General features: G+C 40.6%; 20 protein-coding genes and 1 tRNA gene. 14 read left to right on the top strand and 7 right to left on the bottom strand.

Going from position 1 to position 25,954, the window contains the following annotated elements; genetic code table 11:
* Positions 1-205: 205 nt before the first annotated feature.
* Together EAX61_RS02125 and EAX61_RS02120 are read left to right on the top strand one after the other, a co-directional pair.
* Complete coding sequence (locus EAX61_RS02125; RefSeq protein WP_121916015.1) at positions 206-448, top strand: hypothetical protein; 243 nt, start codon at positions 206-208, stop codon at positions 446-448.
* Positions 430-744, top strand: coding sequence for a type II toxin-antitoxin system RelE/ParE family toxin (locus tag EAX61_RS02120; RefSeq protein ID WP_121916014.1), 315 nt, complete (start codon positions 430-432; stop codon positions 742-744). Before EAX61_RS02125 ends, EAX61_RS02120 begins: the two co-directional genes overlap by 19 nt.
* Before the next feature lie 46 nt (positions 745-790).
* Here EAX61_RS02120 and EAX61_RS02115 read toward each other — a convergent pair.
* Both EAX61_RS02115 and folB read right to left on the bottom strand, forming a co-directional pair.
* Positions 791-861: transfer RNA gene (locus tag EAX61_RS02115), tRNA-Cys, on the bottom strand.
* A 105-nt stretch (positions 862-966) separates the two neighbouring features.
* Complete coding sequence (folB, locus tag EAX61_RS02110; protein ID WP_121916013.1) at positions 967-1,326, bottom strand: dihydroneopterin aldolase; 360 nt, start codon at positions 1,324-1,326, stop codon at positions 967-969.
* Positions 1,327-1,638: 312 nt separating this feature from the next.
* On the opposite strand from folB, the gene EAX61_RS02105 reads away from it, so the two are divergent.
* From EAX61_RS02105 to EAX61_RS02090, 4 genes are all read left to right on the top strand, one after another.
* Entirely contained in the window at positions 1,639-3,669 is a 2,031-nt protein-coding gene (locus EAX61_RS02105) for a glutamine--tRNA ligase/YqeY domain fusion protein (protein ID WP_121916329.1), read from the top strand.
* A 181-nt stretch (positions 3,670-3,850) separates the two neighbouring features.
* The gene (locus EAX61_RS02100) at positions 3,851-4,225 is read left to right on the top strand and encodes a YtxH domain-containing protein (protein ID WP_121916012.1); all 375 of its coding nucleotides are present in this window, start codon (positions 3,851-3,853) and stop codon (positions 4,223-4,225) included.
* A gap of 22 nt (positions 4,226-4,247) precedes the next feature.
* Positions 4,248-4,667, top strand: a complete 420-nt coding sequence (locus tag EAX61_RS02095) for a phage holin family protein (protein WP_121916011.1) — start codon at positions 4,248-4,250, stop codon at positions 4,665-4,667.
* Positions 4,651-4,911, top strand: a complete 261-nt coding sequence (locus tag EAX61_RS02090; RefSeq protein ID WP_121916010.1) for a DUF6327 family protein — start codon at positions 4,651-4,653, stop codon at positions 4,909-4,911. The genes EAX61_RS02095 and EAX61_RS02090 overlap by 17 nt, the downstream gene beginning before the upstream one ends.
* Before the next feature lie 74 nt (positions 4,912-4,985).
* Here the strand turns inward: EAX61_RS02090 and EAX61_RS02085 are convergent, their stop codons facing one another.
* Positions 4,986-5,942 carry an SPFH domain-containing protein gene (locus EAX61_RS02085; RefSeq protein ID WP_121916009.1) on the bottom strand — a complete coding sequence of 319 codons (957 nt, stop codon included), beginning with the start codon at positions 5,940-5,942 and terminating at the stop codon, positions 4,986-4,988.
* A gap of 178 nt (positions 5,943-6,120) precedes the next feature.
* On the opposite strand from EAX61_RS02085, the gene EAX61_RS02080 reads away from it, so the two are divergent.
* Positions 6,121-6,795 (top strand): hypothetical protein, encoded by a 675-nt coding sequence (locus EAX61_RS02080; protein WP_121916008.1) that lies wholly within the window; start codon positions 6,121-6,123, stop codon positions 6,793-6,795.
* Positions 6,796-6,891: 96 nt separating this feature from the next.
* Here the strand turns inward: EAX61_RS02080 and gltX are convergent, their stop codons facing one another.
* Complete coding sequence (gene gltX / locus EAX61_RS02075) at positions 6,892-8,409, bottom strand: glutamate--tRNA ligase (RefSeq protein WP_121916007.1); 1,518 nt, start codon at positions 8,407-8,409, stop codon at positions 6,892-6,894.
* Between the two features lie 245 nt (positions 8,410-8,654).
* The gene (locus tag EAX61_RS02070) at positions 8,655-9,698 is read right to left on the bottom strand and encodes an alkane 1-monooxygenase (protein ID WP_121916328.1); all 1,044 of its coding nucleotides are present in this window, start codon (positions 9,696-9,698) and stop codon (positions 8,655-8,657) included.
* Positions 9,699-9,788: 90 nt separating this feature from the next.
* Between EAX61_RS02070 and EAX61_RS16400 the strand changes: the two genes are divergently transcribed.
* On the top strand, positions 9,789-13,286 hold the full coding sequence (locus EAX61_RS16400; RefSeq protein WP_161555169.1) for a DUF4175 family protein: 3,498 nt from the start codon (positions 9,789-9,791) through the stop codon (positions 13,284-13,286).
* The gene (gene ybeY / locus EAX61_RS02060) at positions 13,279-13,689 is read left to right on the top strand and encodes an rRNA maturation RNase YbeY (RefSeq protein WP_121916006.1); all 411 of its coding nucleotides are present in this window, start codon (positions 13,279-13,281) and stop codon (positions 13,687-13,689) included. The genes EAX61_RS16400 and ybeY overlap by 8 nt, the downstream gene beginning before the upstream one ends.
* A gap of 86 nt (positions 13,690-13,775) precedes the next feature.
* Here the strand turns inward: ybeY and EAX61_RS02055 are convergent, their stop codons facing one another.
* Positions 13,776-16,742, bottom strand: a complete 2,967-nt coding sequence (locus EAX61_RS02055; RefSeq protein WP_121916005.1) for a GEVED domain-containing protein — start codon at positions 16,740-16,742, stop codon at positions 13,776-13,778.
* 108 nt (positions 16,743-16,850) lie between these two features.
* Here EAX61_RS02055 and mnmG point away from each other — a divergent pair, with 108 nt between their 5' ends.
* The 3 genes from mnmG (at position 16,851) to EAX61_RS02040 (ending at position 20,369) form a co-directional block, all read left to right on the top strand.
* On the top strand, positions 16,851-18,728 hold the full coding sequence (gene mnmG / locus EAX61_RS02050; RefSeq protein ID WP_121916004.1) for a tRNA uridine-5-carboxymethylaminomethyl(34) synthesis enzyme MnmG: 1,878 nt from the start codon (positions 16,851-16,853) through the stop codon (positions 18,726-18,728).
* A gap of 29 nt (positions 18,729-18,757) precedes the next feature.
* Entirely contained in the window at positions 18,758-19,594 is an 837-nt protein-coding gene (locus tag EAX61_RS02045) for a class I SAM-dependent methyltransferase (protein WP_121916327.1), read from the top strand.
* A 232-nt stretch (positions 19,595-19,826) separates the two neighbouring features.
* Positions 19,827-20,369 carry an OmpH/Skp family outer membrane protein gene (locus EAX61_RS02040; RefSeq protein WP_121916003.1) on the top strand — a complete coding sequence of 181 codons (543 nt, stop codon included), beginning with the start codon at positions 19,827-19,829 and terminating at the stop codon, positions 20,367-20,369.
* Positions 20,370-20,731: 362 nt separating this feature from the next.
* On the opposite strand, the gene EAX61_RS02035 is transcribed toward EAX61_RS02040, so the two are convergent.
* Positions 20,732-21,883: a DNA polymerase III subunit gene (locus EAX61_RS02035; RefSeq protein ID WP_121916002.1), complete on the bottom strand. Its 1,152-nt coding sequence runs from the start codon at positions 21,881-21,883 to the stop codon at positions 20,732-20,734.
* A gap of 74 nt (positions 21,884-21,957) precedes the next feature.
* On the opposite strand from EAX61_RS02035, the gene EAX61_RS02030 reads away from it, so the two are divergent.
* Both EAX61_RS02030 and EAX61_RS02025 read left to right on the top strand, forming a co-directional pair.
* Positions 21,958-23,148, top strand: coding sequence for a phosphoglycerate kinase (locus tag EAX61_RS02030; protein WP_121916001.1), 1,191 nt, complete (start codon positions 21,958-21,960; stop codon positions 23,146-23,148).
* A 648-nt stretch (positions 23,149-23,796) separates the two neighbouring features.
* Positions 23,797-25,954, top strand: a 2,158-nt coding sequence (locus tag EAX61_RS02025) for a DUF8202 domain-containing protein (protein ID WP_201739403.1), incomplete at its 3' end; no start/stop codon positions are given.

Raw genomic sequence — 25,954 nt, 5'->3', positions numbered from 1 at the left:
ATTAAGCGTCCCGAGATTTTGGGGTAACCGCTGTAGTTTTTATAAATTAAAAAAGGCTCCCAATAAGGAGCCTTCTCTCTGAGGTATCGAGCGGATTCGAACCGCTGTAGATGGTGTTGCAGACTACTGCCTAGCTATTTTAAGATTAATATTCTATGCCCGTTCAATTATATTTCCGAAATTGTATATCTAATTACATTAGAAAATGGCAACTGTAGAGAAAATAAGAAGCAGTCTTATTGATAAAATTCTGACCATAAGAAACAAAGATTTTCTTATGGCACTCGATAATCTTGTAGCGTCAAGCGCTACAAATGATGATATTGTAACTATTACTCCTGAGCAGAGGCAAATGCTTGAAATGAGTGAAGCGGATATTGAGAACGGAAGATTGATTTCTCAAGATGAAATGGATAAAAGAAATCTAAAATGGCTCGACGAGTTGTAAAGTGGACAAAGACTGCCGATACTCAATATCTCAACATCCTCGACTATTGGACGAAGCGAAATAAATCGAACTCCTATTCTAAAAAGCTAATAAAAATTGTTGCTGAGCGCACAAAACAAATTTCCGAAACCCCGCTCATCTACAAAGTTGCAGATTTTAAGCATACACGGGTAGCTTCATTGGGTCACTTTAGCATGTTTTATAAATGGAATGATAGTGAAATTATCATTACTGCATTTTGGGATAATCGTCAGGATCCTAAGAAGTTGTTGGATCTTTTAAAAAGCAAAAAATAGTTTAAAACAAAACAAAAAAGGCTCCCAATAAGGAGCCTTTTCTCTGAGGTATCGAGCGGATTCGAACCGCTGTAGATGGTGTTGCAGACCACTGCCTAGCCACTCGGCCACGATACCAGTTTGTGGGTGCAAAGATATATAGATATTAGATATTAGGTGTGAGATTTTAGAAAATTTCTTACTTCACCTCTTTGAATAGGTCTCAAATTGAAAAACTACCGTCTAAAGTCTACCCTTAGACCGCTCCACCGTCACCATCTCCACATCTCCACCTATGGGCGGATTGAGCTTAGAAACCGCGACAGTAGCTAGGTTTATCAGCGCATCTTCCTCTAGAAAGCGCACAAGAATGCGCTCACAAACAGTTTCTAGTAAATGTGAGGGTTTTGCCATTTCTTCTTTGACAATGCGGTTGAGCAATACATAGTCCACCGTATCGCCCAGCTGGTCTGTGGTGGCACTTTTAGTTAAATCTGCCTCAATCTCCACATCTACACGGTAGTCCGAGCCTATTTTGGTTTCTTCCGTAAGGCAACCGTGGTAGGCGTACACTCTAATATTTGTAACTCGTATTTTTCCCATCAAAAGCCTTTTTTTGTCATTCCCGCGAACCTGCCTGCCTGCCGGCAGGGGCGGATATATTATTGATTAATGCGCAAAGTTAAATCAATTCCGGCTCTTTTCGACATAGGACGTATCTCGCTTCGCTCGATTGACGTAAGACGTACGGCTAAAAAAGGTTTGGGCATTAGTCCTACGCCCCACGTCAGGACGAAGTCCTAGTCTTATGTCCTCCCGCGCAATCCACTTTTGCGAAAGCGTAATAAAACAACAGGCAAATACCCCACACATCCAAAACTCAAATTGTGTAATTTTACACCTCAACCAGATACAATGACAGAAGAACATAAACCGCTCAATTTTCTTGAGCAGATTGTAGAGCAGGATTTAGCACAGGACTACTCGCGGGAGGACTTGCGTTTTCGGTTTCCGCCAGAGCCTAACGGGTATTTGCACATCGGGCATTGTAAGGCGATATGCATCAGTTTTGGGCTAGGGGAGAAGTATGGGGCGCCGGTGAACCTGCGTTTTGACGATACAAACCCCGCCAAAGAGGAACAGGAATACGTAGATGCTATCAAGGAAGATGTTTCTTGGTTAGGATACGAGTGGGATAAGGTGTGTTTTTCAAGCGATTATTTCCAGCAATTGTATGACTGGACAATACAGCTTATCAAAAATGGAAAAGCCTACGTAGATTCTCAATCTAGCGAGGCGATGGCGGAGCAAAAGGGAACGCCTACAGAGCCTGGCGTTGCAGGACCATACCGTGACCGCAGTGTGGAAGAGAATCTGGATTTATTTGAGCGTATGAAGGCTGGCGAATTTGAAGCTGGCGAACACGTATTACGTGCCAAAATTGATATGCAACACGTAAATATGTTAATGCGCGACCCGCTTATGTACCGTGTGCTTCACAAGTCGCACCACCGTACGGGGGATAACTGGTGCATCTACCCGATGTATGACTGGACCCACGGTGAGAGTGATTACATAGAGCAGATATCGCATAGTTTATGTTCGCTCGAATTTAAGCCCCACAGGGAGCTTTACGACTGGTTTTTGGACCAAGTGTACTCAGGTGAAGATTTGCGCCCTAAGCAACGAGAATTTGCCCGTTTAAACTTGAATTACACCATAATGAGCAAGCGCAAGTTGCTTACGCTCGTAGAGAAAGGTGTGGTTTCTGGTTGGGATGACCCGCGTATGCCTACGATTTCTGGACTGCGCAGGAGAGGATATACGCCTGCTTCCATCCGTAATTTTATAGATGCGGTGGGTGTGGCAAAACGTGAGAATGTGATTGATGTTGCGCTTTTAGAATTTCACATACGGGAAGATTTAAACAAGATTGCACCGCGTGTAATGGCTGTGTTGGATCCGGTCAAACTGGTCATTACAAATTATCCTGAAGGAAAAGAAGAGTGGCTCGATGCCGAAAATAATCCCGAAGATGAAAGTGCAGGCGAACGCCAAGTACCATTCTCACGAGAATTATACATAGAGCGCGAGGACTTTAAAGAAAACGCAGGAAGCAAATACTTCCGACTCACGACAGGAAAGGAAGTACGCTTAAAGAACGCTTATATCATTGAGGGTGGCGAAGCCATAAAAGATGAAAACGGAAACATTACAGAAATCCATTGTACTTATGACCCAGACAGCAAGTCGGGTAGTGGGACGGAGGCTTCTAAGAGCAATGTGAAGGGAACGTTGCACTGGGTATCTATCCCGCACGCCATTCCGGCTGAGGTGCGATTGTACGACCGCTTGTTTAGCGATGAGAATCCAGACGGGCACAAGGACAAAGATTTTATGGAGTTTGTGAATCCTAATTCGCTCCAGAAAATAACAGGATATCTTGAACCATCCTTAAAAACTGCAGGTGTGGGAGATGTATTTCAGTTTCAGCGCAAGGGGTATTTTAATGTGGATAAGGACAGTACTCCAACTAAATTGGTTTTTAATCGCACGGTTGGGCTGCGTGATTCTTGGGCAAAGATTAAACCGAAGCCACAGCAGAATAAACCACAACAAAAACCGCAACAACAGCAACAAGCCTCGCCGTTGAGCGTGATAAATAAACTAGGGAAAAAACTTGCAAATCTTCCTGATGAGAAGCGCATCAACACCCTTTCAGACATTCATAATCATGCGGTAAAGTTGACTGAAGAAGAGGTGAAAGGATTCTTTAATACTTCGGCAAAGAAAATCGGGACTCGACTGGCGGGGATGGAGAGTTTGTACGCTTTCGCGAAAGCGAACTCAAAAGAAATCTCATCTATAGAAGGCGCTGAAGAATTTGTTCAAAAAGCTAGAGAAGATAGTAATGAATTATTGCAGGAAGCGGCACGTAAATTTTAAGAAACGAACGCTTTCATTTTAACATATTTTAGCACAATACCCCGCTTCTCAATGGAAGCGGGGTTTTTGTTAACAAACTTTGGCAGTTCGACTTAAGGATATTAACCGGTTATTAACTGCAATCAGTGTGATGTTGGGCTATTTTTACAGCATCACAAATCAATAAAACAAAACAACTATTATGAGCAAGTCAAGCAATACATTATTAGCACTAGTCTTAGGGGGAGCAATAGGCGCAGTAGCCGGAATTCTTTATGCTCCTGACAAAGGAACTAAAACAAGAAAAGATTTATCTAAAAAAGCAAAGAAGCAACAAGATAAACTGGCAAAGCAACTTAAGGAAACAAGAGCGTCGCTAGCAGATAATGCTCAGAAAGCTAAGCTAACTTTTGAAGAGCGTTTAAATGATACAATCTCAACAGCAAGTTACAAGGCAGATGATATTATAGGAAGTCTTGAAAGTAAGCTTGCAGATTTACGTAAGCAAAATGCTAAACTCCAAAAAGACGCGACGGTAAACGAAATCAAAGCAAGGGCAGAAAAAACATTATCTTAAGCCTAAACCAAACCAACCATTTATGGCTTTTGAAAAACTAACGGACAACATTAAAGAACTCACAAGTAATACTGAGCAGTACATAAAAACTTCTGCAGAATATTACAAGTTGAGTATATTTAGAAATTCAATGAAAGGGCTCATAGGATTTGCAAATGTGGCGATACGCGCTACGTTTGCCCTAATAGCCCTTTTATTCATTTCCGTAGGTGTAGCCATTATTATAGGCGAGTCTATGGAGAATGCTAGTGCAGGATATTTTATAGTTGGTGCTTTTTACGTCGTGGTTTTTCTTTTGATTTTCGCTTTCGCGAAAAAGCCAATAGAGAAGATGCTCCTTATGAAATATAGTAAAATGGCCTTTAATGAAAAGATGTCCGAAACGACTGTTACAACAGCAGTAACGCAACCAAAATCTACGATTCATGAGAGTGTACACTAATTTTGACCAAATAGACCAAGATTTAAAAATCCTCAAACTTAAAAAGCAAATAGGGGAGGAAGAGTTACGATTGAATATTAATGGCGCAAAGAGCGGACTAAGTATGGGCTTTTCGCCCGTGAGTACTATTGCTAGTATGATTGGGTCAATCTTGCAAAAAGCGGTTGTAGCAAAACTTGTTAGTGCTATTTTTGGTTACAAGCGTGTTAAGGACGTAGATACCGGCGAGCAACATAAAGGATAATTCATATTGCTATGAAAATTAAAAACCTCGAAGCAGTTGAGCTTCGAGGTTTTTTCTTGTAGAAAAGTTAGGATTTATTCTTCAGACCCATCTTTTCTCTTATTTGTAATGCCCTTTTTCTCATTTGCCTTTCTCATCTCTTCTCCTATTTGGTTAGATGCCACAAAAGAAGCAATCATCTCGTTAAGCATATTACTTCCTGCTTGAGGTGAATTAGGCAATAGGATAAGGTTAGAATTAGTTTCTTCCCCAATGGATTGAAGCGTATCATAATGTTGAGTCACTACAATAAGCGCAGATGCTTCTTGAGAGTTGATCCCAACGTTATTTAATACATCTACAGACTCCTCTAGTCCACGCGCAATCTCGCGACGCTGGTCTGCAATACCTTGTCCCTGGAGACGTTTAGACTCTGCTTCTGCACGAGCTTTAGCTACAATCTTGATACGGTCTGCTTCGGCTTCAAACTCTGCAGCCACTTTCTCACGCTCTGCAGCGTTAATTCTGTTCATAGCTGCCTTTACCTGCATATCTGGATCAATATCTGTAACCAGCGTTTTAATGATGTCAAAACCATAGCTAGACATTGCCTCGTTAAGTTCTCTCTTCACAGCGATGGCAATATCATCTTTACGCTCAAAAACATCATCCAGTTTCATTTTAGGAACCTCTGCTCGCACTACATCAAATACATAAGAAGTAATTTGATCGTGCGGATTTTCTAGCTTATAAAAAGCATCGTAAACTTTGTCCTTCACTACTTGAAATTGAACAGAAATTTTTAATCGGACGAATACATCATCCTTGGTCTTAGTTTCCACAACAACATCCAGTTGCTGGATTTTAAGATTGATTCGCCCAGCAATTTTATCAAAAACAGGAATTTTAAATTGGAGTCCTGAATTACGGACACCTATAAATTTTCCGAAACGTTCCACAATAGCGGCGGTTTGCTGTTTAACCATAAATATTCCCGAGAGCAGGATGATAATCCCCAGAAATATAACTACAGGTATAATAACTTGTGACATAAATAAGTTTTTAAGGTTAGAATATGACTTTTTAAAGCCTCTTGAGCATCAATATACAGTTTATAAGTATCTCTTATCGATAAAAAGTAACAGTTGGGCTAAAAAATCTTTTAGGGAACAAATGTTAGTATATATTCGAAGCGCCTAAGGACAAGATTCCCAAATCTAAAACAACACAATGAAATTTTTCTTAACGGTTACCTTTACTTTCTTACTCACCACAGTGGTCTCAGGACAATCTTATATGGGTTCTGGGAATTACAATCGTGTGGGAATACAAGCAAAGTATGCGACCTTAGATTTAAATACCACAAGTTTTGAATCTGAAGGCGACGGAGGATTTCAGGCAGGTCTTACAACGAGGGGACGTTTATATAATAACTTTGGAATGGTTTATGGGATTGACCTCGTAAGCCTGAAGACAAACGTTCAAGGAAGAGCACTAGGAACTAGAACGTTTGAAGATATGCCCTATGAAATCATAGGAGCACAACTTAATATATTACTTAGCTATAACATCATAGGTCAGTATTTAGCCATAGATGCTGGGCCGGCATTACTCGTAAACAGTAAGATGAAGCTTAAGCAAAATGGTCAAGCAGATAATATTGTAAAAGGCTACGCCAGTTTAAAAGCAACGGATCTGGAGGAAATCTCTAGAATAAACGGGTTTGCGATAGTTGCACTCACAGGTGGTTTTGAGCGTTTCCGCTTTAAAGTGCAATATCAATATGGTTTTACAAACATGTTGAATAATCTCAATGAACAAAACTTACTTGATGTAGATAGCTCTGCAGAGGAGTTTAGCGGGAATCCTTCAGTTATTGCTGCTGGAGTTGTATTCTATTTCTAAAAGAACGTAATTACTGTAAAATAACAATGGCGAGAACTTAATTCTCGCCATTGTTATTTAGATATTTCTTGACTGCGCCAAAATGGACACCACACTTTATCCTAACGTAGCGATAGCATACTCCAAGCGCTTCAAGGTTTCTTCTTTACCAATAGTCGTAGCAATTTCAAAAACATCAGGCCCTTGCATAGCTCCTACAAGACTTAATCTAAACGGTTGCATCACTTTACCAAAACTGAGCTCTTGAGCTACAATCCACTCCTTAACTGCAGTCTGGATGTTAATCGTAGTAAAATTAGAAACGTTTTTCAGGATAATAGTAACCTCTTCCATAATACGCGCCGTATCTTCTTTCCAAGCCTTTTTTGAAGCTTTTTCATCAAAGGTAACTGGAGCCACAAAGAAAAAGCTCCCGAGGGTCCACAGGTCTTCTACAAATACAGCACGTTCTTTAATCATTTTTACGACTGTTGTGGCAAGCTCTGTAGTAGTATCTACATCTTTTTCTGTAAGCAAGGCGATAAAATCATCGGCAATAATGGCATCATCCGTATGTTGCATATACTGTTGCTGGAACCACTTTGTCTTTTCTGGGTCAAATTTGGCTCCGCCTTTGTTCACTCTTGAAAGCTCAAAGGCTTCAGTAAGCTCCTCTAGTGAGAAAATCTCTTGTTCCGTTCCTGGATTCCAACCTAAAAAGGCAAGCATATTAACCACTGCTTCGGCAAAATATCCATCTTCTCGGTAGCCTGCGGAAACTTCATTTGTCTTTGGGTCATTCCATTGTAATGGGAAAACAGGAAACCCCATTTTATCTCCGTCACGCTTGCTCAACTTTCCTTTCCCTACGGGTTTTAAGATAAGTGGGAGGTGAGCAAACTTAGGAGCTTCCCAGTTAAAAGCGCGGTACAGCAATTCGTGTAAGGCCAGTGAAGGCAACCACTCCTCACCACGTATGACGTGTGTGATTTTCATTAAATGGTCGTCTACAATATTTGCCAAATGATAGGTAGGCATTCCGTCAGATTTGAAAAGGACCTTATCGTCTAGAATGTTTGTGTCTATATAAATATCGCCACGTATCTCATCTTTAAGGTGTAGTTTTTCATCCTGAGGCATCTTAAATCTAACGACATAATCGTCTCCCGCATCAAGTCGTTTCTGTGTCTCTTCGGCAGAGAGTACTAGTGAGTTGTCTAACTTTAGACGGTTATGCCAGTTGTAAATAAAGGTTTTCCCTTTTGCCTCGTGGTCTTTTCGGTGAAAGTCAAGTTTTTCGGCTGTGTCAAAAGCGTAGTAGGCGTGACCTGAATCTAGTAACGCTTTCGCGAAAGCGTAATACTTCTCCTTGCGCTCACTCTGTCTATATGGTCCAAAACCACCATCTTTTCCTGGCCCTTCATCGTAGGGAATCCCGCACCATTCCAGACTTTCGGCGATGTAATCTTCGGCGCCAGGGACGTAGCGTTTCTGGTCTGTATCTTCTATTCTAAGGACAAAAGTTCCTCCGTGCTTCTTTGCATACAGGTAATTAAATAGCGCTGTACGCACACCACCTATGTGCAATGGACCCGTAGGAGAAGGTGCAAACCGCACCCGAACATTTTGAGACATATCGTTGAGTTTTGCACAAAGATACTGGGAAGGGCGGGAACGGTTAAAAGATTAGGGTTTAAAGTTTTTATAAAGGTAGTTCCGCTTTTCTGAAACAAGTTGAGAACAAGTCGGGAAAGCAAGAAAAGCAACCAATAGCGATAAGTTAAGCGCTGCTCGAAAACTCCTTGCGCCATAGCGCCTTTGCGAGAGGATAACGAGCGCAATATTACTTTGTGCCTTAGTGTCTCCGTGAGAGAAAAGCTTTACTCCGGCACTTGGTCCTTAGGCACCCTTTTATTCATAATCTTAAACCACAACGGCGGAAATAGTGAAATCACCATACTTGTAGGATAGCCATATGGCAGTTGCGGACTCACATCGTGATAATCCAGCAGTTGGTATTTCTTATTTGCGCGATAGTGGTGATCGCTGTGTCGTGTAAGTTCATAAAGCATTATCCTGCCAAAAACGTGGTTGCTGTTCCACGAATGTACCTCGCGTACACGCTCGTAACGTCCACTCGCAGTCTTCTTTCGGCGTAAGCCATAATGTTCAATATAATTTATGGTTTCAAGCAATAGAAATCCAGAAACTGCAGCAAAGAACACAATCGCCAGGCCAAATCCTCCAAAGATTAAAAATGCTGTTAGTAAATAGCCTGCCTGTATGAGATGGTACCACAGCATATCATTTTTATAAGAGAGAAAGCTTCGGTTTTCACGTTTGAGCAAACCCATTTGTATACTCCACGCACTTGTATATTGTCTGTAAATAGAGGATATCCAAAATGCGTAGAGCGATTGGTTGTATTTGGCTGTCGCTGGATCTTCTGGGGTCGCTGCTTTTAGGTGATGGCCAAAGTTATGCTCCACAAAAAAGTGCATATATAAAGCGGGAAGAAGCAGTAGTTTTCCCATTAATTGTTCAACCTTGGTCTTGCGATGTCCTAGCTCGTGAGCAACATTAATACCATTTGACCCTATGACAATACCACAAGAGAAGATGAGACCCACGATTTCTGAGGTCGTAAAAGTTCCCGAAGTAAGTGTGGTCAGAGTCAGGAAGACAATACCAAAAACGATAGGAATGTTAAGGTATAACAGGAAGTCTGTCCAATGTAGCGTCTTCTTTTCCTCCTTTTCCTCTTCGGCGATATTGTGGTCATTTACAGGAAAAATACTTTCTAGAATAGGGACGGCAACAAAGGCATAAATAGGAGTGAGCCACGCCCAAAACCCATTGATTTGTAGTGCAATAAGCGCACATAGAGGCACGGCATAAGCGGTAAGGTATTTGATATCTTTCATAGGGTAAAGTAAAACCGTAAAGTATAACATTTATAAAACATAATAAAACAGTATTTTAGAGGTTGCTATAAAAGGAAATAGAGAAGGAAGATGAATAGATTTGAAATCATAGAAAAGAAGCTCGAGGGCTTCATTAGAAAATACTATACAAATGAACTGCTGCGGGGAATTATCTTGTTCTTTGCTTTTGGTGTGATGTACTTCCTAGTTACCCTGCTCATTGAGTATTTTTTCTGGCTCAGTCCAGCGGGAAGAACGGTCTTGTTTTGGGCATTTATTGCTGTGGAAATAGGACTTTTGGCCAAGTTTGTTGTGTTACCATTAACACGACTTTTCAAACTTTCTAAAGGTATCGACTACAAAGATGCCGCCACAATGATAGGCAATCACTTTCCAGAAGTGAGCGACAAACTTGTCAACACCTTACAATTGAGGAGCACCTCTCACGACTCAGAATTAATGCTGGCGAGTATAGAACAAAAAAGTGCTGCACTCGAACCCATTCCTTTTAGCCTGGCTATTGATTTTAAAAAGAACAAAAAGTATTTAAAGTATGCCGCCATTCCCGTGGTGGTTTTCCTTGTTGCAAATTATGCTGGAAAAGACAAGGTGTTTTCTTCTAGTTATGAACGCGTAGTGAATTATAATGAGGCTTATGAACCGCCTGCACCGTTTAGTTTTTTCGTTGTAAATGAGTCCCTGCAGGCTATCGAGAATAAAGATTTTAAAGTTAAAATAAGAACCGTAGGAGACGTCGTTCCAGAGGATGCGACTATCCATTTTAATGACGAAGTATACTTTTTACAGCAGGAAGCAGTAGGGGAATACAGTTTTGTTTTCGAACAGCCCAATCAGGATATTTCATTCTTTTTGCAGGCAAATAAAGTGGTTTCAAAACCCTATACCATTGACGTTCTTGAAGTCCCAGTGCTGGTCAATTTCAATATGGAGTTGAATTACCCCAACCACACCCGTAAGGCGACTGAAGTGGTAAAGAACACAGGTAATGCAGTAATTCCAGAAGGAACAAACGTGACTTGGGTAATGGACACGAGACAAACGACAGCGGTAGATTTAGTGCTCAAGGATACGGTGTTCGATTTCGCTTTGCGCGAAAGCGGAGACACTCCAAGTTTCAGTTTGTCAAAAAGAATCTACAACACAACGACCTATGAGGTAAGCACTAGCAATGAAAACTTAAAAAACTACGAAAACCTTGCCTATAACTTGCAGGTAATCAAGGACGAGTATCCTCAAATGGATCTTGATGTCAAAGTAGATTCTGTCACAAGACAACAAAACTATTTCTATGGAAAAATAAGTGACGACTACGGGCTTTCTAAATTACAACTCGTGTATTATCCGTCAGAATCTAAAGAGCGTATTAATAAGCGCATCCCAATAAGCGGGGGGAATGTAGACCAGTTTACCTACGCCTTTCCTGACACCTTAAAGTTGGAAGAAGGTGTAAATTACGAGTATTACTTTGAGGTTTTTGACAACGATGCAATTCATAATTATAAGAGCACAAAGAGTACGGTATTTAGCTTCGTGAGTTTAACCGAAACCGAACTCGAGCGTCAGCAGTTAGAACAGCAAGAAAAATCCATAAATGAGCTAGACAAGTCTCTTCAAAAAATGAAGGATAGGGAAAAGGAGCTTGAGGAGCTTTCCCGCCTCCAGAAAGAGAAGAAGGAGCTCAACTTTAACGACCAGAAAAAGCTTGAGAATTTCCTAAAACGTCAAGAACAACAAGAGGAGATGATGAAGGATTTCTCAAAACAGCTCAAAGAGAATTTGGACGAATTCCAGAAGAATGAGCCTAAAACTGATGAGGAAAAGGAGCTTCTCAAGGAACGTCTTGAGCGTATGGAGAAGAAGGCTAAGGAGGATGAGAAATTGCTTAAAGAACTGGAAGAACTCCGTGAGAAAATAAGCAAAGAGGAACTCTCAGAAAAGTTAGAGAAACTAGCAAAGCAAAACAAGAATAACAAGCGCAACCTTGAGCAAATGCTTGAGCTCACAAAACGATATTACGTACAGAAAAAAGCCGAAAAGATTGCCAGAGATCTCCAGAAACTCGCCGAAAAGCAAGAAAAGTTAAGTGAGAAAGACGGCAAGGAGAATACAAAGGAGGAACAAGAAAAACTTAACGAGGAGTTTAAAAAGCTGGAAGAGGATATGAAATCCTTAGAGGAGGAGAATCAGGACCTAAAAAAGCCAATGGAACTTCCTTCTGACGAGAAGAAACAGGACGAAATTAATAAGGAACAGAAAGAAGCAACAGAGGAACTAGAAAAGCAGGAACAAAAAGAAAAGGAATCCGGTAAGCCGCAAGATAAAAGTGCCGCAAAGAAGAGTCAGAAAAAAGCGGCCGAGAAGATGAAGCAAATGGGTCAGAAAATGCAATCTGGAATGCAATCTTCTGGAGGAGAATCTATGAAGGAGGATGCAGAAATGCTACGCAAGATTTTGGACAACTTATTAGTCTTTTCGTTTGAAGAGGAAGCATTAATGGGAGACTTTAAGGTGATGGATGATAAGAATCCAAATTTTGCAAAGAAACTTCGCCGTCAAAATGTTTTAAAACAGAATTTCAAACACGTGGATGATAGTCTTTACGCGTTATCGTTGCGCCAAGTGAAACTCTCAGAGGTTATAAACGAGTCGCTTACCGAAATAGACTACAACCTAGACAAATCCCTAGAACGACTTGCTGAAAACCAAGTCATACAAGGAGTCAGCAGTCAGCAATATGTAGTTTCAGGAGCAAACACGCTCGCAGACCTTTTAAGTCAAATGTTAAATAGTATGCAAAACCAGATGATGTCTGGACAGGGTGAAGGAGAGGGAGAAGGTCAAGGAATGCAGTTGCCAGACATAATTCAAAGCCAGGAAGAACTTAATAAAAAAATGCAACAAGGCAAGAAGCCCGGTGAGAAGCCTGGAGAAGGAGAAAAACCTGGAGAGGGGGAAGGAGAGAAGCCAGGAGAAGGTAAAAAACCTGGACAAGGAGAAAAGCCTGGCGAGGGCGAAGGAGAGGGACAAGGTGAAGGCGAAGGTCAGGGAGAGGGAGAAGGACAAGGAGAGGGAGACGGTCGAGGAAAGGATGGAAAAGGGAATCAACCAGGTAAGGATGGCCGTGGAGAAGGAGAAGGACAGGAAGGAGATGAGTATGAGCAAGGTCTCCTTTATGAAATTTACAAAGAACAGCAAAAGCTTCGCAAGCAGTTAGAGGATGAGATACAACGTCAGGGACTGGGCGAGGATGCTCAAAAGCTAGCTCGAGATATGGAAGAGGTTGAGCAACAGTTGCTAGATAAAGGATTCAGCAACGAGACGATGGAGCGTATGACGCAATTACAGCACGAACTTTTAAAGTTAAAGGAGGCTGCATTTCAGCAAGGCGAGGAGGAGAAAAGAGAGTCAAACACGAACCTGAAGCAGTATGCAAATCCTGTAAATTCGGCTCAGGAAAAAGCAAAGAAGTATTTCAATACGACTGAGATTTTGAACAGAAAAACCCTTCCGCTTAAGGACGAATACAAAAAAAGGGTACAGGACTATTTTAAGAAAGATAATGATTGAGTTTCATAGTGAGAATAATTTTGAGTTTGAGGAGTCCGCTTTCGCGAAAGCGTGGTTAGAAAAAGTGATCGCCGCAGAAGAAAAAGAGTTGGGCGAAATCAACTATATTTTCTGTGACGATGAGTACTTACACAAAATAAATATGGACTTTCTTAATCACGACACCTATACGGACATCATAAGCTTTGATTACTCGCAAGGAGCCGTTTTAAGCGGGGATATTTACGTGAGCACACAAAGAGTCGAAGAAAACGCAAAAACCTTTAAGGCGGCTTTTAAAGAAGAATTTTTTCGCGTACTCGTGCACGGAATTTTACATTATTGTGGTTACAAAGATAAAACGGAAGATCAAGCTAAGGAGATGCGTGACAAGGAAGACTATTATTTGAATAAAGCTTTCTAAATCGTTTTAAAGTATGGTAAATAAAAAATGGCTTCGCTATCAGTGCGAAGCCATTTTTGATATAATCTACGTGGAGTTTAAAATAATTATCTAACTACAAATTTTTTCGAAGTATTAATTTGTGTGTTTCCTACAATTGCAAGATACACACCAGTAGCGGTGTTTAAATTTAACTGAGTAGCGTAAGCACCATTTTTATATTCAATTTTTTGGCTAGCGATACGTTGCCCTGCAATATTATGAATGTCTAAGGTAAGTTCCTCATTAAGCTCAAAGGCAAGATCTAAAACTACCTCATAAGTCTTATTGCCCAAAGGAATGACTCTAAATTGATCTGCCGTAATTGCAAAATCACCTAGACCTAAAGTTTGGTCTACGATATTTACAGTATAATCTTCTGTTTCTCCCCATTGCACGTTACCACAAGGATCATTTATATCAGTACCCGTTCCGTCTGGGTCAATGGCTTTAACACGAAGTGTATGTACCCCTATTGCTGCATCGGTCGGGATGGTTAGTGCGAATACTTGGTCGACATTTGCCTGTGTTATAGTTTCATCAGATAACAACTGTTCTGAAACCTCAAAGACGCCGTTGTCGTTAAAATCTATCCATAAAGAGAGGGCTTCTGGTGCAAATCCAGAGCGAGCCGTTACATCATAAGTACTTATAGAACGATCGAGATCCGTACTTATAAATGTGAAGTCTGCATAGCCTACTCCAGGGCCATCATTATTACAACCAGAAATATTCTTAATGGTACCGAGTTCAAAGTTTTTTAGGCCATCTGCTGCACACCCATTATTATCATTAGTTCCTGTCGAAGTAGGAATACAATCTTGGTGTATAATGCGTTTTGTTTGAGAATCATTGCTTGAGTCTTGGTCAGATGCAAGTGCTGTAAACACCTCTAAATCATAAGGGCCTTCGTTAGAAAAATCTCCTGCGACAGAAAATGTAAAGGGAGCTGTCTCTTCGGAGTTAAGTGTTCCTGGAAAGGATTGCGTAGTAACAGATCCTCCATTAATACGGTAACTTATATTAAATGCTGTTTGTGGGTCGCTTCCATTATTAGTAAGAATGACCTGTATATTCTCTTGGTTCAGATCATCATCATTTCTGGGCCCCACGATGCGCAATACGCCAACATCATCAGAGAATAAGTTGCGAACTACTGGTGTTATTGCATCGTTAAAGGGAGCCTCATCTGTCACTAAGCCTGTGCTCAATTCTAAATCAAAGTCTGCTCCCGCTCCAGAAAAATCTGCTGGTGCAGTAAAAGTAAAGGTTGCATCGTCCCCACCAGAAATGGTTCCTGTAAATACCTCAGTAATGGGAGTGCCTCCATTTATACTATATGATACTGGAATTCCAGTTTGGTCAGAAGTTCCGTAATTTCTTAAAGTAACAGAGATCGTTTCAGTTGCGCTAAGGTTCCCGTTTTGAGGGGTAATGAGTTCAGCGACGCCTACATCATTTGTAAATTCTTCATTTATCTTAAATGAAGCAACGCGCGTTCTCCATAGCCCTCCAGCAAAGTATTCTCCTGTAAACCAAAATGTTAAGTCGTCTGTAGGGTCTATGGTAAGTTGCGAGTAATCTCCAAATCTAGTGGCTCCATTTTGTGATCTAGTACCATCTATAATGGTTTGTTCTGCAACGGTCATTTGTCCTAAAGGATCCCCTTCAAAGCGGCCAGTATACCTTAAAGACGGAAATACAGAGGAACCAGAAACAGAATAAGCTAGTCCTATAGCACCATCTCCATCTATAGCAATGCTACCCATAAATCTACTTTGGTCATCTGGAGAAAAAGTACCCTGTTGGAAAATACTCCAAGGCGATCCTACCTCATTTTGTCTTAATTCGTACCAACGTATGCCTCCTAAAAGAGTGTCGTCTACGTCTACGGTGTGATTAAGAACAATGGAGTTGTGGTCGCTGAATTGTCTATATTGAACTTGATACATTAAAGCTCCCCATACAGCATCTATTCTACTAGATGTGTTTGGTTGTTCTATGTCTCCTTCGCCAAATGCCGCAAAGAAAGTATCAAAAGGTTCCGTCGGTAATTCTATAGGAGCTGAGATAGTGGAGTTTCCTGTTTGATTCCAATCGACATCGATTTCCCAAATTTTGAGATGATCTTCTTCGATGCCGGCAAAATTATCATCCTGAAAGTATGTAATCATTCCTGGTGCAGATGCTGGTGGTAATTCTGGTCCCATAGCATTTATCGGCCCAGGTGCAAAAATACTTTGATTAGATGTGCCAATAGAAGGAACATCAAATCCAATAAGCTGTGCGCTAGGGTCGCCTATGAGCAGCATATCTCTGTTGATCACAAATACTGCATCTCCTTGTCTCTTGTTAGCTGTAAAGTAGTAACCGTCATGCCATATCCCGATTTTGAAATAATCTGGAAAACTATCAAACTGGTACTCATATATAAAGTAAGATCCCGTAGGGTCAGGAGTTTCAGATATCGCAATTTTGATAGTGTTTATGATAGGTCTATTTTGCGCATCGCGGTCTACCCGAAACTCGCTTAGGAGCCACCTATCAGCAAAGCGATCATACAAGACTATGGGATCTCCATTTCCTATTGTAAAAAGAGCGTTGAGGGATGTGGGTGGTACAAGAGTGTTCCCTTCCTTATCTGTAATAAGATACTGACGGTTTACCATTTGTACATAATGATTAGGTCCTACTGCTCCCGAAGGATCTGGCGGAAAAATCCCTCCGTTTGATCCAACACCAGCAAAGTTTTGAATAGGTTCTCTGGTGTTGATTCTTCCTCCCTCGGTCTGTAGAGCTGGATCTAGACCTAATGGAAGCGCATTAGGGTTTACGGGTTCCGTTGTCTTAAAATTATTTGGAACAGTTTGTGGCTTTTTTGAAATTGCAGACTTGTCCGTATTTTCTGACAACAGCTTGAGTGGTAGCGATTTTTTAAATGACATTGGGCTTGTGACAAAGCTGGGTCCGTCTTGAGCCTTAACAAGTGATATGCCTAAACAGCACACCACTAGGAGTAGCATTATCTTTTTCATAAGGTGTAGTTTTTAATAAGAATCGCTAAGTTAAGGAAATATGCGCTAAGACCTTATCTTTGTAAATTACTAACGCTTTCGCGAAAGCATAATGTTCCACGTGAAACAATGAGCCTTTTTAGAGATACTTATGATGTAATTGTGGTTGGTGCTGGCCACGCTGGTTGTGAAGCTGCAGCGGCGGCTGCCAACCTGGGAAGTAAAACACTTCTTATAACGATGAATCTTCAGACTATAGCACAAATGTCCTGTAATCCTGCAATGGGGGGTATTGCTAAGGGACAAATAGTGCGTGAGATAGATGCGCTCGGTGGATACAGTGGTATTGTTTCTGACGAGACAGCGATTCAGTTTAAAATGCTTAACAAGTCTAAGGGTCCTGCAATGTGGTCGCCTAGAGTGCAGAGTGATAGAATGCGTTTTGCGGAAACGTGGAGGTTAAAATTGGAGGGCACAAAAAACCTGGATTTTTATCAAGAGATGGTGAGTAGCCTTATCGTTGAAGGTGATGAGGTTGTTGGTGTCAGAACTTCATTAGGAATTGAAGTTAGAGCGAGATCTGTTGTGTTAACTAATGGTACTTTTCTTAATGGTTTAATCCATATAGGTGAGAAACAGTTTGGCGGAGGTAGGGCAGGTGAGAGAGCTGCAACTGGTATCACAGAGCAACTACTCGATTTTGGTTTTGATTCCGGCAGAATGAAAACTGGAACTCCACCAAGGGTAGACGGAAGATCTTTAGACTTTAGCAAGATGGTTGTTCAGCCTGGAGATGAGGTGCCTGAGAAATTTAGTTATAGTGATAGTACAAAACCGCTCACTCAACAGAGGGATTGTCATATGAGTTATACCTCCCCTGAGGTTCACGATTTGTTGCGTGAGGGATTTGATCGTTCTCCTATGTTTAATGGAAGAATTCAAAGCACGGGCCCACGATACTGTCCGTCTATAGAAGATAAAATTAATCGCTTTGCAGATAAGGATAGGCATCAGCTTTTTGTTGAGCCCGAAGGATGGGATACAGTAGAGTATTACATAAATGGTTTCTCTACATCACTACCAGAGGATGTACAATTTAAAGCATTGAGCTCAGTAGCAGGTTTTGAGAATGTAAAGTTTTTTAGACCTGGATACGCTATAGAATACGATTATTTTCCACCCACGCAATTACGACATACATTAGAAACTAAGTTAGTAAGTGGGCTCTACTTCGCTGGTCAGATTAATGGTACTACAGGATACGAGGAAGCCGCTTCTCAGGGTCTTATGGCTGGAATAAATGCACACTTAAAAGTGCACGAGAAAGATCCATTTATGCTTCAGCGTGATGAAGCTTACATAGGGGTATTGATAGACGATTTGATTACAAAAGGAACGGAAGAACCTTACAGAATGTTCACCTCTCGAGCCGAGTATAGAACACTGCTTCGTCAGGATAATGCAGACGAAAGGTTAACACCTCGCTCTAACAGCATAGGTCTGGCATCTGATGAGCGCCTCAAGCGTATGGAGATAAAATATGAAGAGGCAGATAAATTAGTAAAGTATTTTGAAGACACCAGCATCCTTCCAGAAGAGGTAAATGACCTTTTAGAAGAACGAGGATCCTCACCTATGCGACAGTCTGACAAAATGATAAAAGTGTTTTCTAGACCGCAAATCAATTTGGAAGACATAAAGAAGTTTGACAAAGTAGCAGCGTACATCGATGAGCACAAGCTAGATAAAGATGTGCTTGAGCAAGCAGAAATACGTGTAAAATACGCTGGATATATAGCAAAGGAAAAAGCAAATGCTGACAAACTTCAACGGTTAGAAAATATAAAAATTCCTGAGAATTTTGACTATTCCAAGTTAAAATCACTTTCATATGAAGCAAGGGAAAAACTCTCAAAAATTAAACCCGCAACCATTTCTCAAGCATCAAGGGTGAGCGGTGTTTCTCCTTCTGATATTAGCGTTATGCTAGTTTATATGGGGAGATAATTTTTTACGTTTCACGTGGAACAATGCTTATGCGTAAAGATTTTAAAGTAAAAGACCATTCCGTTTCAGGAGAAAGATTCTTGCTTCGATATGATGAAAGCAAGAATATGTTTGTAACAGAACCTAAGCCTTCTAAAGAAAAGTTGCCGTCTTATTACGCTAGCGAAGATTATATATCACATACCGATAACAAGCGAAATCTTACAGAATGGATGTATCAAATCGTGAAACGATATACGCTTTCGCAAAAGCGTAAGCTCATAAACTCTTATCTAAAAAATAAGAATTCTCTTATTGATATAGGAGCAGGTACTGGAGATTTTGCTTTTTACATGTCTAAAGATAAGTGGGAAGTGCTAGGCATCGAACCAGACAAAAACGCTCGAGCATTAGCCGAAAAAAAAGGTGTGATTACTCAACCAGATCTTCCAACTGCAAATACAAAATACGACTGTATCACATTGTGGCATGTTTTGGAGCACGTCTATGACTTAGAAAAACAGATAGAATGGATAAAAAAGCACCTGACTAATTCAGGATATTGTTTTGTCGCAGTTCCAAATTTTGAATCACACGATGCAAACCATTACGGAGAGTATTGGGCAGCTTATGATGTACCTCGACACTTGTATCATTTTTCAAACAAAGCAATAGCGTCTCTTTTCAAAGAACATCACCTAGAGGTTGTAAGAGAACACCCTATGAAATTTGACGCTTTCTATGTTGCACTACTATCAGAAAAGTACAAGAATGGAAAGATGAATTTTTTGAGCGCTTTTAGACGTGGCTGGCGCTCTAATCGTTTAGCAAATAAATCTGGAGCGTATTCTTCTCTTATTTATGCGATAAAACACGAGGAATCATAAAAAGAGCCGTTTTAAGCGCATAATTAGCACCCAGTCGTAAAAGTACCCTTCACTTTTTAGAACCACCACCTGTGCAGCTCCTACGAGGCAAATTGTAATAGCTAGTAGTTATGTGGTGCTTTTTTAGGAATAGTTTTTACTTATAGTGATTAATTATTCTATTTTCTTCGGATACACGGAACAATCGAAGTATTTTTGCGCCTTGTTATACAATTCATATAAAAACAAACAAATGAAAAAAATATTTTTATTAGGTCTAGTGGCCATTGTATCCTTTTCTTGTCAGACAGAAAAGACAGGATTTGTAGATACTGAGGAGTTACTTATGGAGTACAACGTTCTAAAGGACGCAAAAGAACGCTTCACAGCTCAAAATGATCAAATTCTCGCAGATTTACAGCTTAAAATGGATGCTTTTGAAATAAAAGGCAAACAATTTCAGACAAATGCCGCATCAATGTCTAGGGCAAAGCAAGAGGAGCTTTACAATCAGTTAAGCGCTGAGAGCCAGCAATTACAACAAGAGCGACAAATGAAAATGGGACAGCTCCAGATGGAAAGCCAGCGCGTAATAGACAGCCTCATTACAAAGGTAAAAGAGAAAGTTAAGAGCTACGGAAAAGAAAATGGCTACACATATATCTATGGTTCTAACGATGCCGGAAGCGTTCTTTATGGAAAAGAAGAAATGAATCTTACAAGTAAAATCCTAGCCGAAATGAACGGTGCCGCTCCTATAAAAAAGGAGGAAAAAGACACAGAAGATAAGGAGTAACCTAGGTAAATCTCAGAGTAAAAAGCGTGGTATAAGCCACGCTTTTTTTATTCGTGATTTTAAGTTAATATCTATTTAATCAGAGTCTAATATTTGGTAGATAATAGATATAAAAATGAATTTCTTTTTGCCAATTTGAAGTATTAAAAATTTTTAAAACAGCGATGTGAATTTGGCAAATAAATAGAAGCCCAAGGCTTGTTTAAAAGTCCAGATTTTTTCAAAGTGTATGATAAACAATGGACTATAAAATTTTGAGTTTTATGGAGGTATAAAAGTACCGGATAGCGGGTAAGAAAAACGTAAGTCTTGGGTAATGTTTTTTTTAGCCAAAACTAAAAAAACTTCTAATCAATTGAATTTCAAATAGATTTCTTGTGAAGAAGTCTTGTAAGTTTAATGGAGAGATCGGCTAAAATAATTTTTGCATTACCGTTTCTTTCGATGTGATAAGATGCATCCTGAAGCTCTTTTACGATGTCCAGGATATTATTTCCGTGAACGAATGGAGCAAATTTTGAGAGATCAAATTGTGTTTTGGGTTCTAAAAAAACGAGGTCGTCTATCTTGTAATTTAAGAGCATCGCTTGGCGGAAAAATTGAACACAATATTCTAGAAAATTCTTCTGTGTTTCACGTCCTGTTTTTGCAATCAGTTCGCTCCATTTTAGGAGGTCCAGAACACTTTCTTTTCTTCCCTTAGCTCGGAAGGCTGCTCGCACCCAAGTCACAAACCATTCTTCAAACTGAATATCGTCGCCATCACGATGTAAAATATGCTGCGCCTTATTAAAATCTCCTTGTGCTTGGTGTGCAATTTTATGTGCGGTAGCTGGATCAACATTTTCAGCCGCAATTAATTTTTGTGCGATTTGTGCGCTGCTTAGTTTTGGGAAATGGAGGACTTGACATCTCGATTTTATGGTGTCTATGATATTGTCCTCATTTTCGGCAATGAGGATAAAAAGAGTTTTTGCAGGAGGCTCTTCTATAAGTTTAAGCAACTTGTTAGACGCAGCGGTATTCATTTTTTCCACCATCCAGAGAATCATCACTTTGTAGCCACCTTCATAGGCCTTAAGGGAGAGTGCCTTATTAATATCTGCCGCCTCGTCTACACCTATTTGTCCTTGTTTTTTCTCAATACCTATATGCTGGTGCCACTCAAAAAGGTCTCCGTAGGGATTTTGGAGCACAAATTCTCGCCACTCTTGCGCAAAATGCTTAGAAACCGGATGACTTTTTATTGAAGTAGTAGTTGCTACGGGATATACAAAGTGCAAATCCGGGTGCGCTAGCTGGTCAAATTTTAAGTTACAGCTACCGTTTCCGGTATTGTTTTCGCCTTGAGCGTTGCCACACAGAATATATTGTGCATAAGCAATCGCCATAGGTAAAACCCCAGACCCAGCAGCGCCTACAAAAAGTTGAGCGTGCGCAACACGGCCCGCATCTACACTAGTGGTAAGATGATTTTTAAGAAAATCCTGTCCTATAACGTTTGAGAAAAGCATTAGGGCAAATATAACAGAACGGCAACGTTTTTAATGAACCACTTCTTTTATATTTGCGAGTAAACACAGCAGTTATGAAAACAATCCACGATATCAATTTTGAGAATAAGAAGGCTTTAATCCGTGTAGATTTTAATGTTCCTCTGGACGAAAACGGGAAGATTACAGATACTACACGTATCGTTGCGGCAAAACCGACGATCATAAAAATCCTAGAAGATGGGGGTGCAGCAATATTGATGTCCCACTTGGGTAGGCCTAAAGCGCAAGAGGATGAGTTTTCACTAGTTCAGATATGTTCGGCGATTTCTGAGATTATTGGGGTAGAGGTTAATTTTGTAGATAATTGTGTGGGCGAGCGGGTAGAACAGGCAGCTGCAGATCTTGAAATGGGAAAAATCTTGTTGCTGGAAAACCTAAGATTTCATAAAGAGGAGACTGCGGGGGATTCCGCTTTCGCGAAAGCGTTATCACAACTAGGCGACATTTATGTAAACGATGCCTTCGGGACAGCACACCGTGCACACGCCTCTACCACGGTAGTAGCACAATATTTTAATGCCGAAAGTAAATGCTTTGGGGCATTACTGGCTAAGGAAATCGAAAGTTTAGATCGTGTCCTCAACAATAGTGAGAAACCTGTACTTGCCATTTTAGGAGGCTCAAAGGTGTCTTCTAAGATTACGGTGATAGAAAATATTCTGGATAAAGTGGATGAGATGATCATAGGCGGCGGGATGTCCTTTACGTTTATAAAAGCGCAGGGCGGAAAAGTAGGAGATTCTATATGCGAAGACGATAAACAAGAACTTGCCTTAGAAATTCTTAAAAAAGCCGAAGAAAAAGGAGTAAAAATTCATATCCCAGTAGATGTAGTTGCAGCAGACGATTTTGCAAACGATGCAAATACAAAGGTGATGGATATTACAGCAATAGAAGATGGCTGGCAAGGACTGGACGCAGGACCAAAATCACGCGAAAATTTTGACACCGTTGTGCAACGTGCAAAAACGATCCTCTGGAACGGCCCCCTAGGTGTGTTTGAAATGGAAACTTTTTCAAAAGGAACTATTGCACTAGGCAACAGTATTGCCGCCGCGACTAAAAATGGTGCCTTTTCTCTGGTAGGAGGAGGCGATAGCGTGGCTGCGGTAAAGCAGTTTGGCTTTGAGCATAAAGTAAGTTATGTCTCTACTGGCGGTGGCGCGATGCTGGAAATGCTGGAAGGAAAGACATTGCCAGGGATAGCCGCGATTAAGGAATAATTAGAATTAAATAATAATTAAATCCCGCAATGCGCAAGTGTTGCGGGATTTTTGTGCGCTTTTTCGAAAAAGCTAGACGCATTTTTATTTGGAAGTTTAACTACCATGCAATAAACCATTTAAAGAAAACCTATGCCATTTTTATGTTGTCAAGAAAACGCTTTTTATCGACAAAAACAGCGTTTCACCGATAGCTCTACGAATTATAGGGGCGAGTAATATTGTGTCGTTTGTGTTAAAAAAATGTTAAAAAAATAAGCATTTCGTCGGTGTTTTGAAGGTCAGCGTCTTACAAAATTGTTGATATTTAGAAAAAATGTAAGGTGTTAAATATAAGCTCGTTGCTGCTCTACATTGACTTTATTCACTTTTTAGAAGAATACTTTTTTAAGTCATTGACTCTTTGATTACCGTTTGCTTATTTTTAGGAGATAAGGTTCTGCTATGCAGCTGCATAAAAAAACAACCTAAATATTTTTTAACTTCACAAGTCCTAAGAGGAATGTAATCTTACCCCTAAAAACATTCTAATTTTAGATGTTCAAAATTATAATTAGTTGTAGCGCATTACGTACGTAGTGTGATATTACATATTTAGGTTTTGAGCATAATGACATTTACTTACTTATTTAACTTAATGAATTGATTATGAGAAAAATTACTTTAATGAAAATGCTCATTGTCCTGATTTCCATTTTCGGAGTTCAGGCAATGCAGGGACAATCCCCTGGGGGCGTCGGGACAGGTCTTGAAATGTGGCTAGACGCAGGTCAGGGTGGAGCTGCCTGGACAGATCAATCTGGAAATGTTACCTTAACTACAGTTGGCACACCTATTACGGTGGCAAATGCCATTAACGGCAATAATGCTGTGGAGTTTAGTGGTAGTTCACAATATTACAACCTTGATTCTAATTTAGGATTTGATGGAGTGGCTCAAGATCACGCTATCTATGTAGTTTTAGAGCCAGATAATACTACTACCTTTAGAAGTATTATAGGAGGTCAGAATGGGGGTTTTGGTTCTATTCAATACCTCTTGCAGACAGGAGGGAGTATTTATTTGGATCAAGATGGTACAGGGACCACAGCAAATAGTAATCCTGGTCTGCCAGTAAATTCGCCTACTTTAGTCTCTACTACTTTTCAGCAAAGTACTGTAAACACGGCTAACGTAAATGTCGAATACTTTTTTAATGGGACAGCTGCAGGAGGAAATACTAATTGGCCTCTTACAGCCGCAGCGAGCCCCATGAATGTACATCGCTTAGGAGCAAGAGAAACTACCGGAGCGGTTGATTTTTTTGACGGTCGTATTGCTGAGGTTATCATATATTCACAAAACACGGTAGCCGAAAGAGCACAAATAGAATCTTATTTATCTATAAAATATGGAATCCTGAAAGATGGAGATTATCTCAATGGTACGGGAGCTACAGTATTTACTCCTACAGCACCCTACATAAATAGTGTTGCGGGTATTGCTTTAGATACTGGTGCAGAGCTTGACCAACAGACATCAACACCGCCAGGCGGTATTGTAACAATGTCTGATGCACTTACAGATGGTTCATACCTTTTCTGGGCGGCAGATGCTGGGACACTCACGTATGGTGCCTTAGGAGCAGGAGCACCTTTAAATTACCAAAGACTCAATAGAGGATGGAGAACCACAGAACTAGCTGTCGATGCAAACAACACTACTGTTTCTGTAGACGCTGCAGACTTACCTGCTTTCCCAGCAGGATCTGATGGAAACTTATACTTATTACAAGGAGCAGACCTTGCAACGGCAACCCCGGTCTTAATGACTTTAAGCGCAGGGACATACTCTGCTACGGGAAGAGATTTTGTAAATGGCGAGTTTTTTAGTTTTGCATCGTTTACGATGCCTCCTTGTCCTCCAGTAGATTCTCCTATGGCAACTCCTACAACAGGTCAAGAGGCAAGTTCTTTTGATGTAAGCTGGACATTACCTACTCCTAATATCGAGATGGGTGATCGCTTTATTGTAAAAATATATCCTGCCTCAACGACAATTACAGAGGCTGATGTAATTGCAGATATGCCAGCACCAGAAGCTGGAGCGGCTACGAATGGGGTTAACCCAACAAACCCAGAAACGGTAACTTCTTTGACTGTAGATGGTTTACGACCAGGTATTGAATATCAAATTTGGGTGCAGACAGATTGTGGTAGCACGGGAGCAAATACAGGAGGTGCTGCCATACAAGTACCAGGAACTTTTACTACGGAAAACTATGAATTTGAAATAGTTGCAGACGGAATGACTACAAATGATGAAAGCGTCCAGCCTACAGCATCTGTAAATATAACAAATGGACAAAATAACACAGGAGCTGCTGTAACGGTACCATTAACTTTTACAGATGTATCCACTACCGCCGGAGACGACTATGTAGTAACTGCAAGTGTAGATATAGGAAATGGAACAAACACACAAAGCTTCACAGTTTCTGTAACGAATGATATGGTTGTAGAGGCCGATGAAGATTTTACTATTGCAGTAACAGATGCTGATGGAGCAGGGCCAGGAACGGCTGCCTCTGCAGCGATAACGTATACTATTACTGATAATGATATGGCAATGGTTACGATCGAGAATGTATCTGGTAACGAGGACGACGGTGATCTAACTTTTACTGCTACGCTCGACAACGCTGTTGACGGCGGGTTCACGGTAGATGTGAATACAGCCGATGGTACTGCGACAACTGCAGATATGGACTACACGGCGATTGTATCTGAAACACTTACGTTTGCGGGTACAGCTGGTGAGACACAGA

The sequence above is a fragment of the Dokdonia sinensis genome (genome assembly GCF_003688895.1).
Classification (GTDB): Bacteria; Bacteroidota; Bacteroidia; order Flavobacteriales; family Flavobacteriaceae; genus Dokdonia; species Dokdonia sinensis.
This window is presented reverse-complemented; position numbering and strand designations above follow the sequence as displayed.

Coding starts and splice junctions, on each gene's coding strand:
- EAX61_RS02125 (WP_121916015.1), top strand. CDS start 206: ATGGCAACTGTAGAGAAAATAAGAAGCAGTCTTATTGATAAAATTCTG.
- EAX61_RS02120 (WP_121916014.1), top strand. CDS start 430: ATGGCTCGACGAGTTGTAAAGTGGACAAAGACTGCCGATACTCAATAT.
- folB (WP_121916013.1), bottom strand. CDS start 1,326: ATGGGAAAAATACGAGTTACAAATATTAGAGTGTACGCCTACCACGGT.
- EAX61_RS02105 (WP_121916329.1), top strand. CDS start 1,639: ATGACAGAAGAACATAAACCGCTCAATTTTCTTGAGCAGATTGTAGAG.
- EAX61_RS02100 (WP_121916012.1), top strand. CDS start 3,851: ATGAGCAAGTCAAGCAATACATTATTAGCACTAGTCTTAGGGGGAGCA.
- EAX61_RS02095 (WP_121916011.1), top strand. CDS start 4,248: ATGGCTTTTGAAAAACTAACGGACAACATTAAAGAACTCACAAGTAAT.
- EAX61_RS02090 (WP_121916010.1), top strand. CDS start 4,651: ATGAGAGTGTACACTAATTTTGACCAAATAGACCAAGATTTAAAAATC.
- EAX61_RS02085 (WP_121916009.1), bottom strand. CDS start 5,942: ATGTCACAAGTTATTATACCTGTAGTTATATTTCTGGGGATTATCATC.
- EAX61_RS02080 (WP_121916008.1), top strand. CDS start 6,121: ATGAAATTTTTCTTAACGGTTACCTTTACTTTCTTACTCACCACAGTG.
- gltX (WP_121916007.1), bottom strand. CDS start 8,409: ATGTCTCAAAATGTTCGGGTGCGGTTTGCACCTTCTCCTACGGGTCCA.
- EAX61_RS02070 (WP_121916328.1), bottom strand. CDS start 9,698: ATGAAAGATATCAAATACCTTACCGCTTATGCCGTGCCTCTATGTGCG.
- EAX61_RS16400 (WP_161555169.1), top strand. CDS start 9,789: ATGAATAGATTTGAAATCATAGAAAAGAAGCTCGAGGGCTTCATTAGA.
- ybeY (WP_121916006.1), top strand. CDS start 13,279: ATGATTGAGTTTCATAGTGAGAATAATTTTGAGTTTGAGGAGTCCGCT.
- EAX61_RS02055 (WP_121916005.1), bottom strand. CDS start 16,742: ATGAAAAAGATAATGCTACTCCTAGTGGTGTGCTGTTTAGGCATATCA.
- mnmG (WP_121916004.1), top strand. CDS start 16,851: ATGAGCCTTTTTAGAGATACTTATGATGTAATTGTGGTTGGTGCTGGC.
- EAX61_RS02045 (WP_121916327.1), top strand. CDS start 18,758: ATGCGTAAAGATTTTAAAGTAAAAGACCATTCCGTTTCAGGAGAAAGA.
- EAX61_RS02040 (WP_121916003.1), top strand. CDS start 19,827: ATGAAAAAAATATTTTTATTAGGTCTAGTGGCCATTGTATCCTTTTCT.
- EAX61_RS02035 (WP_121916002.1), bottom strand. CDS start 21,883: ATGCTTTTCTCAAACGTTATAGGACAGGATTTTCTTAAAAATCATCTT.
- EAX61_RS02030 (WP_121916001.1), top strand. CDS start 21,958: ATGAAAACAATCCACGATATCAATTTTGAGAATAAGAAGGCTTTAATC.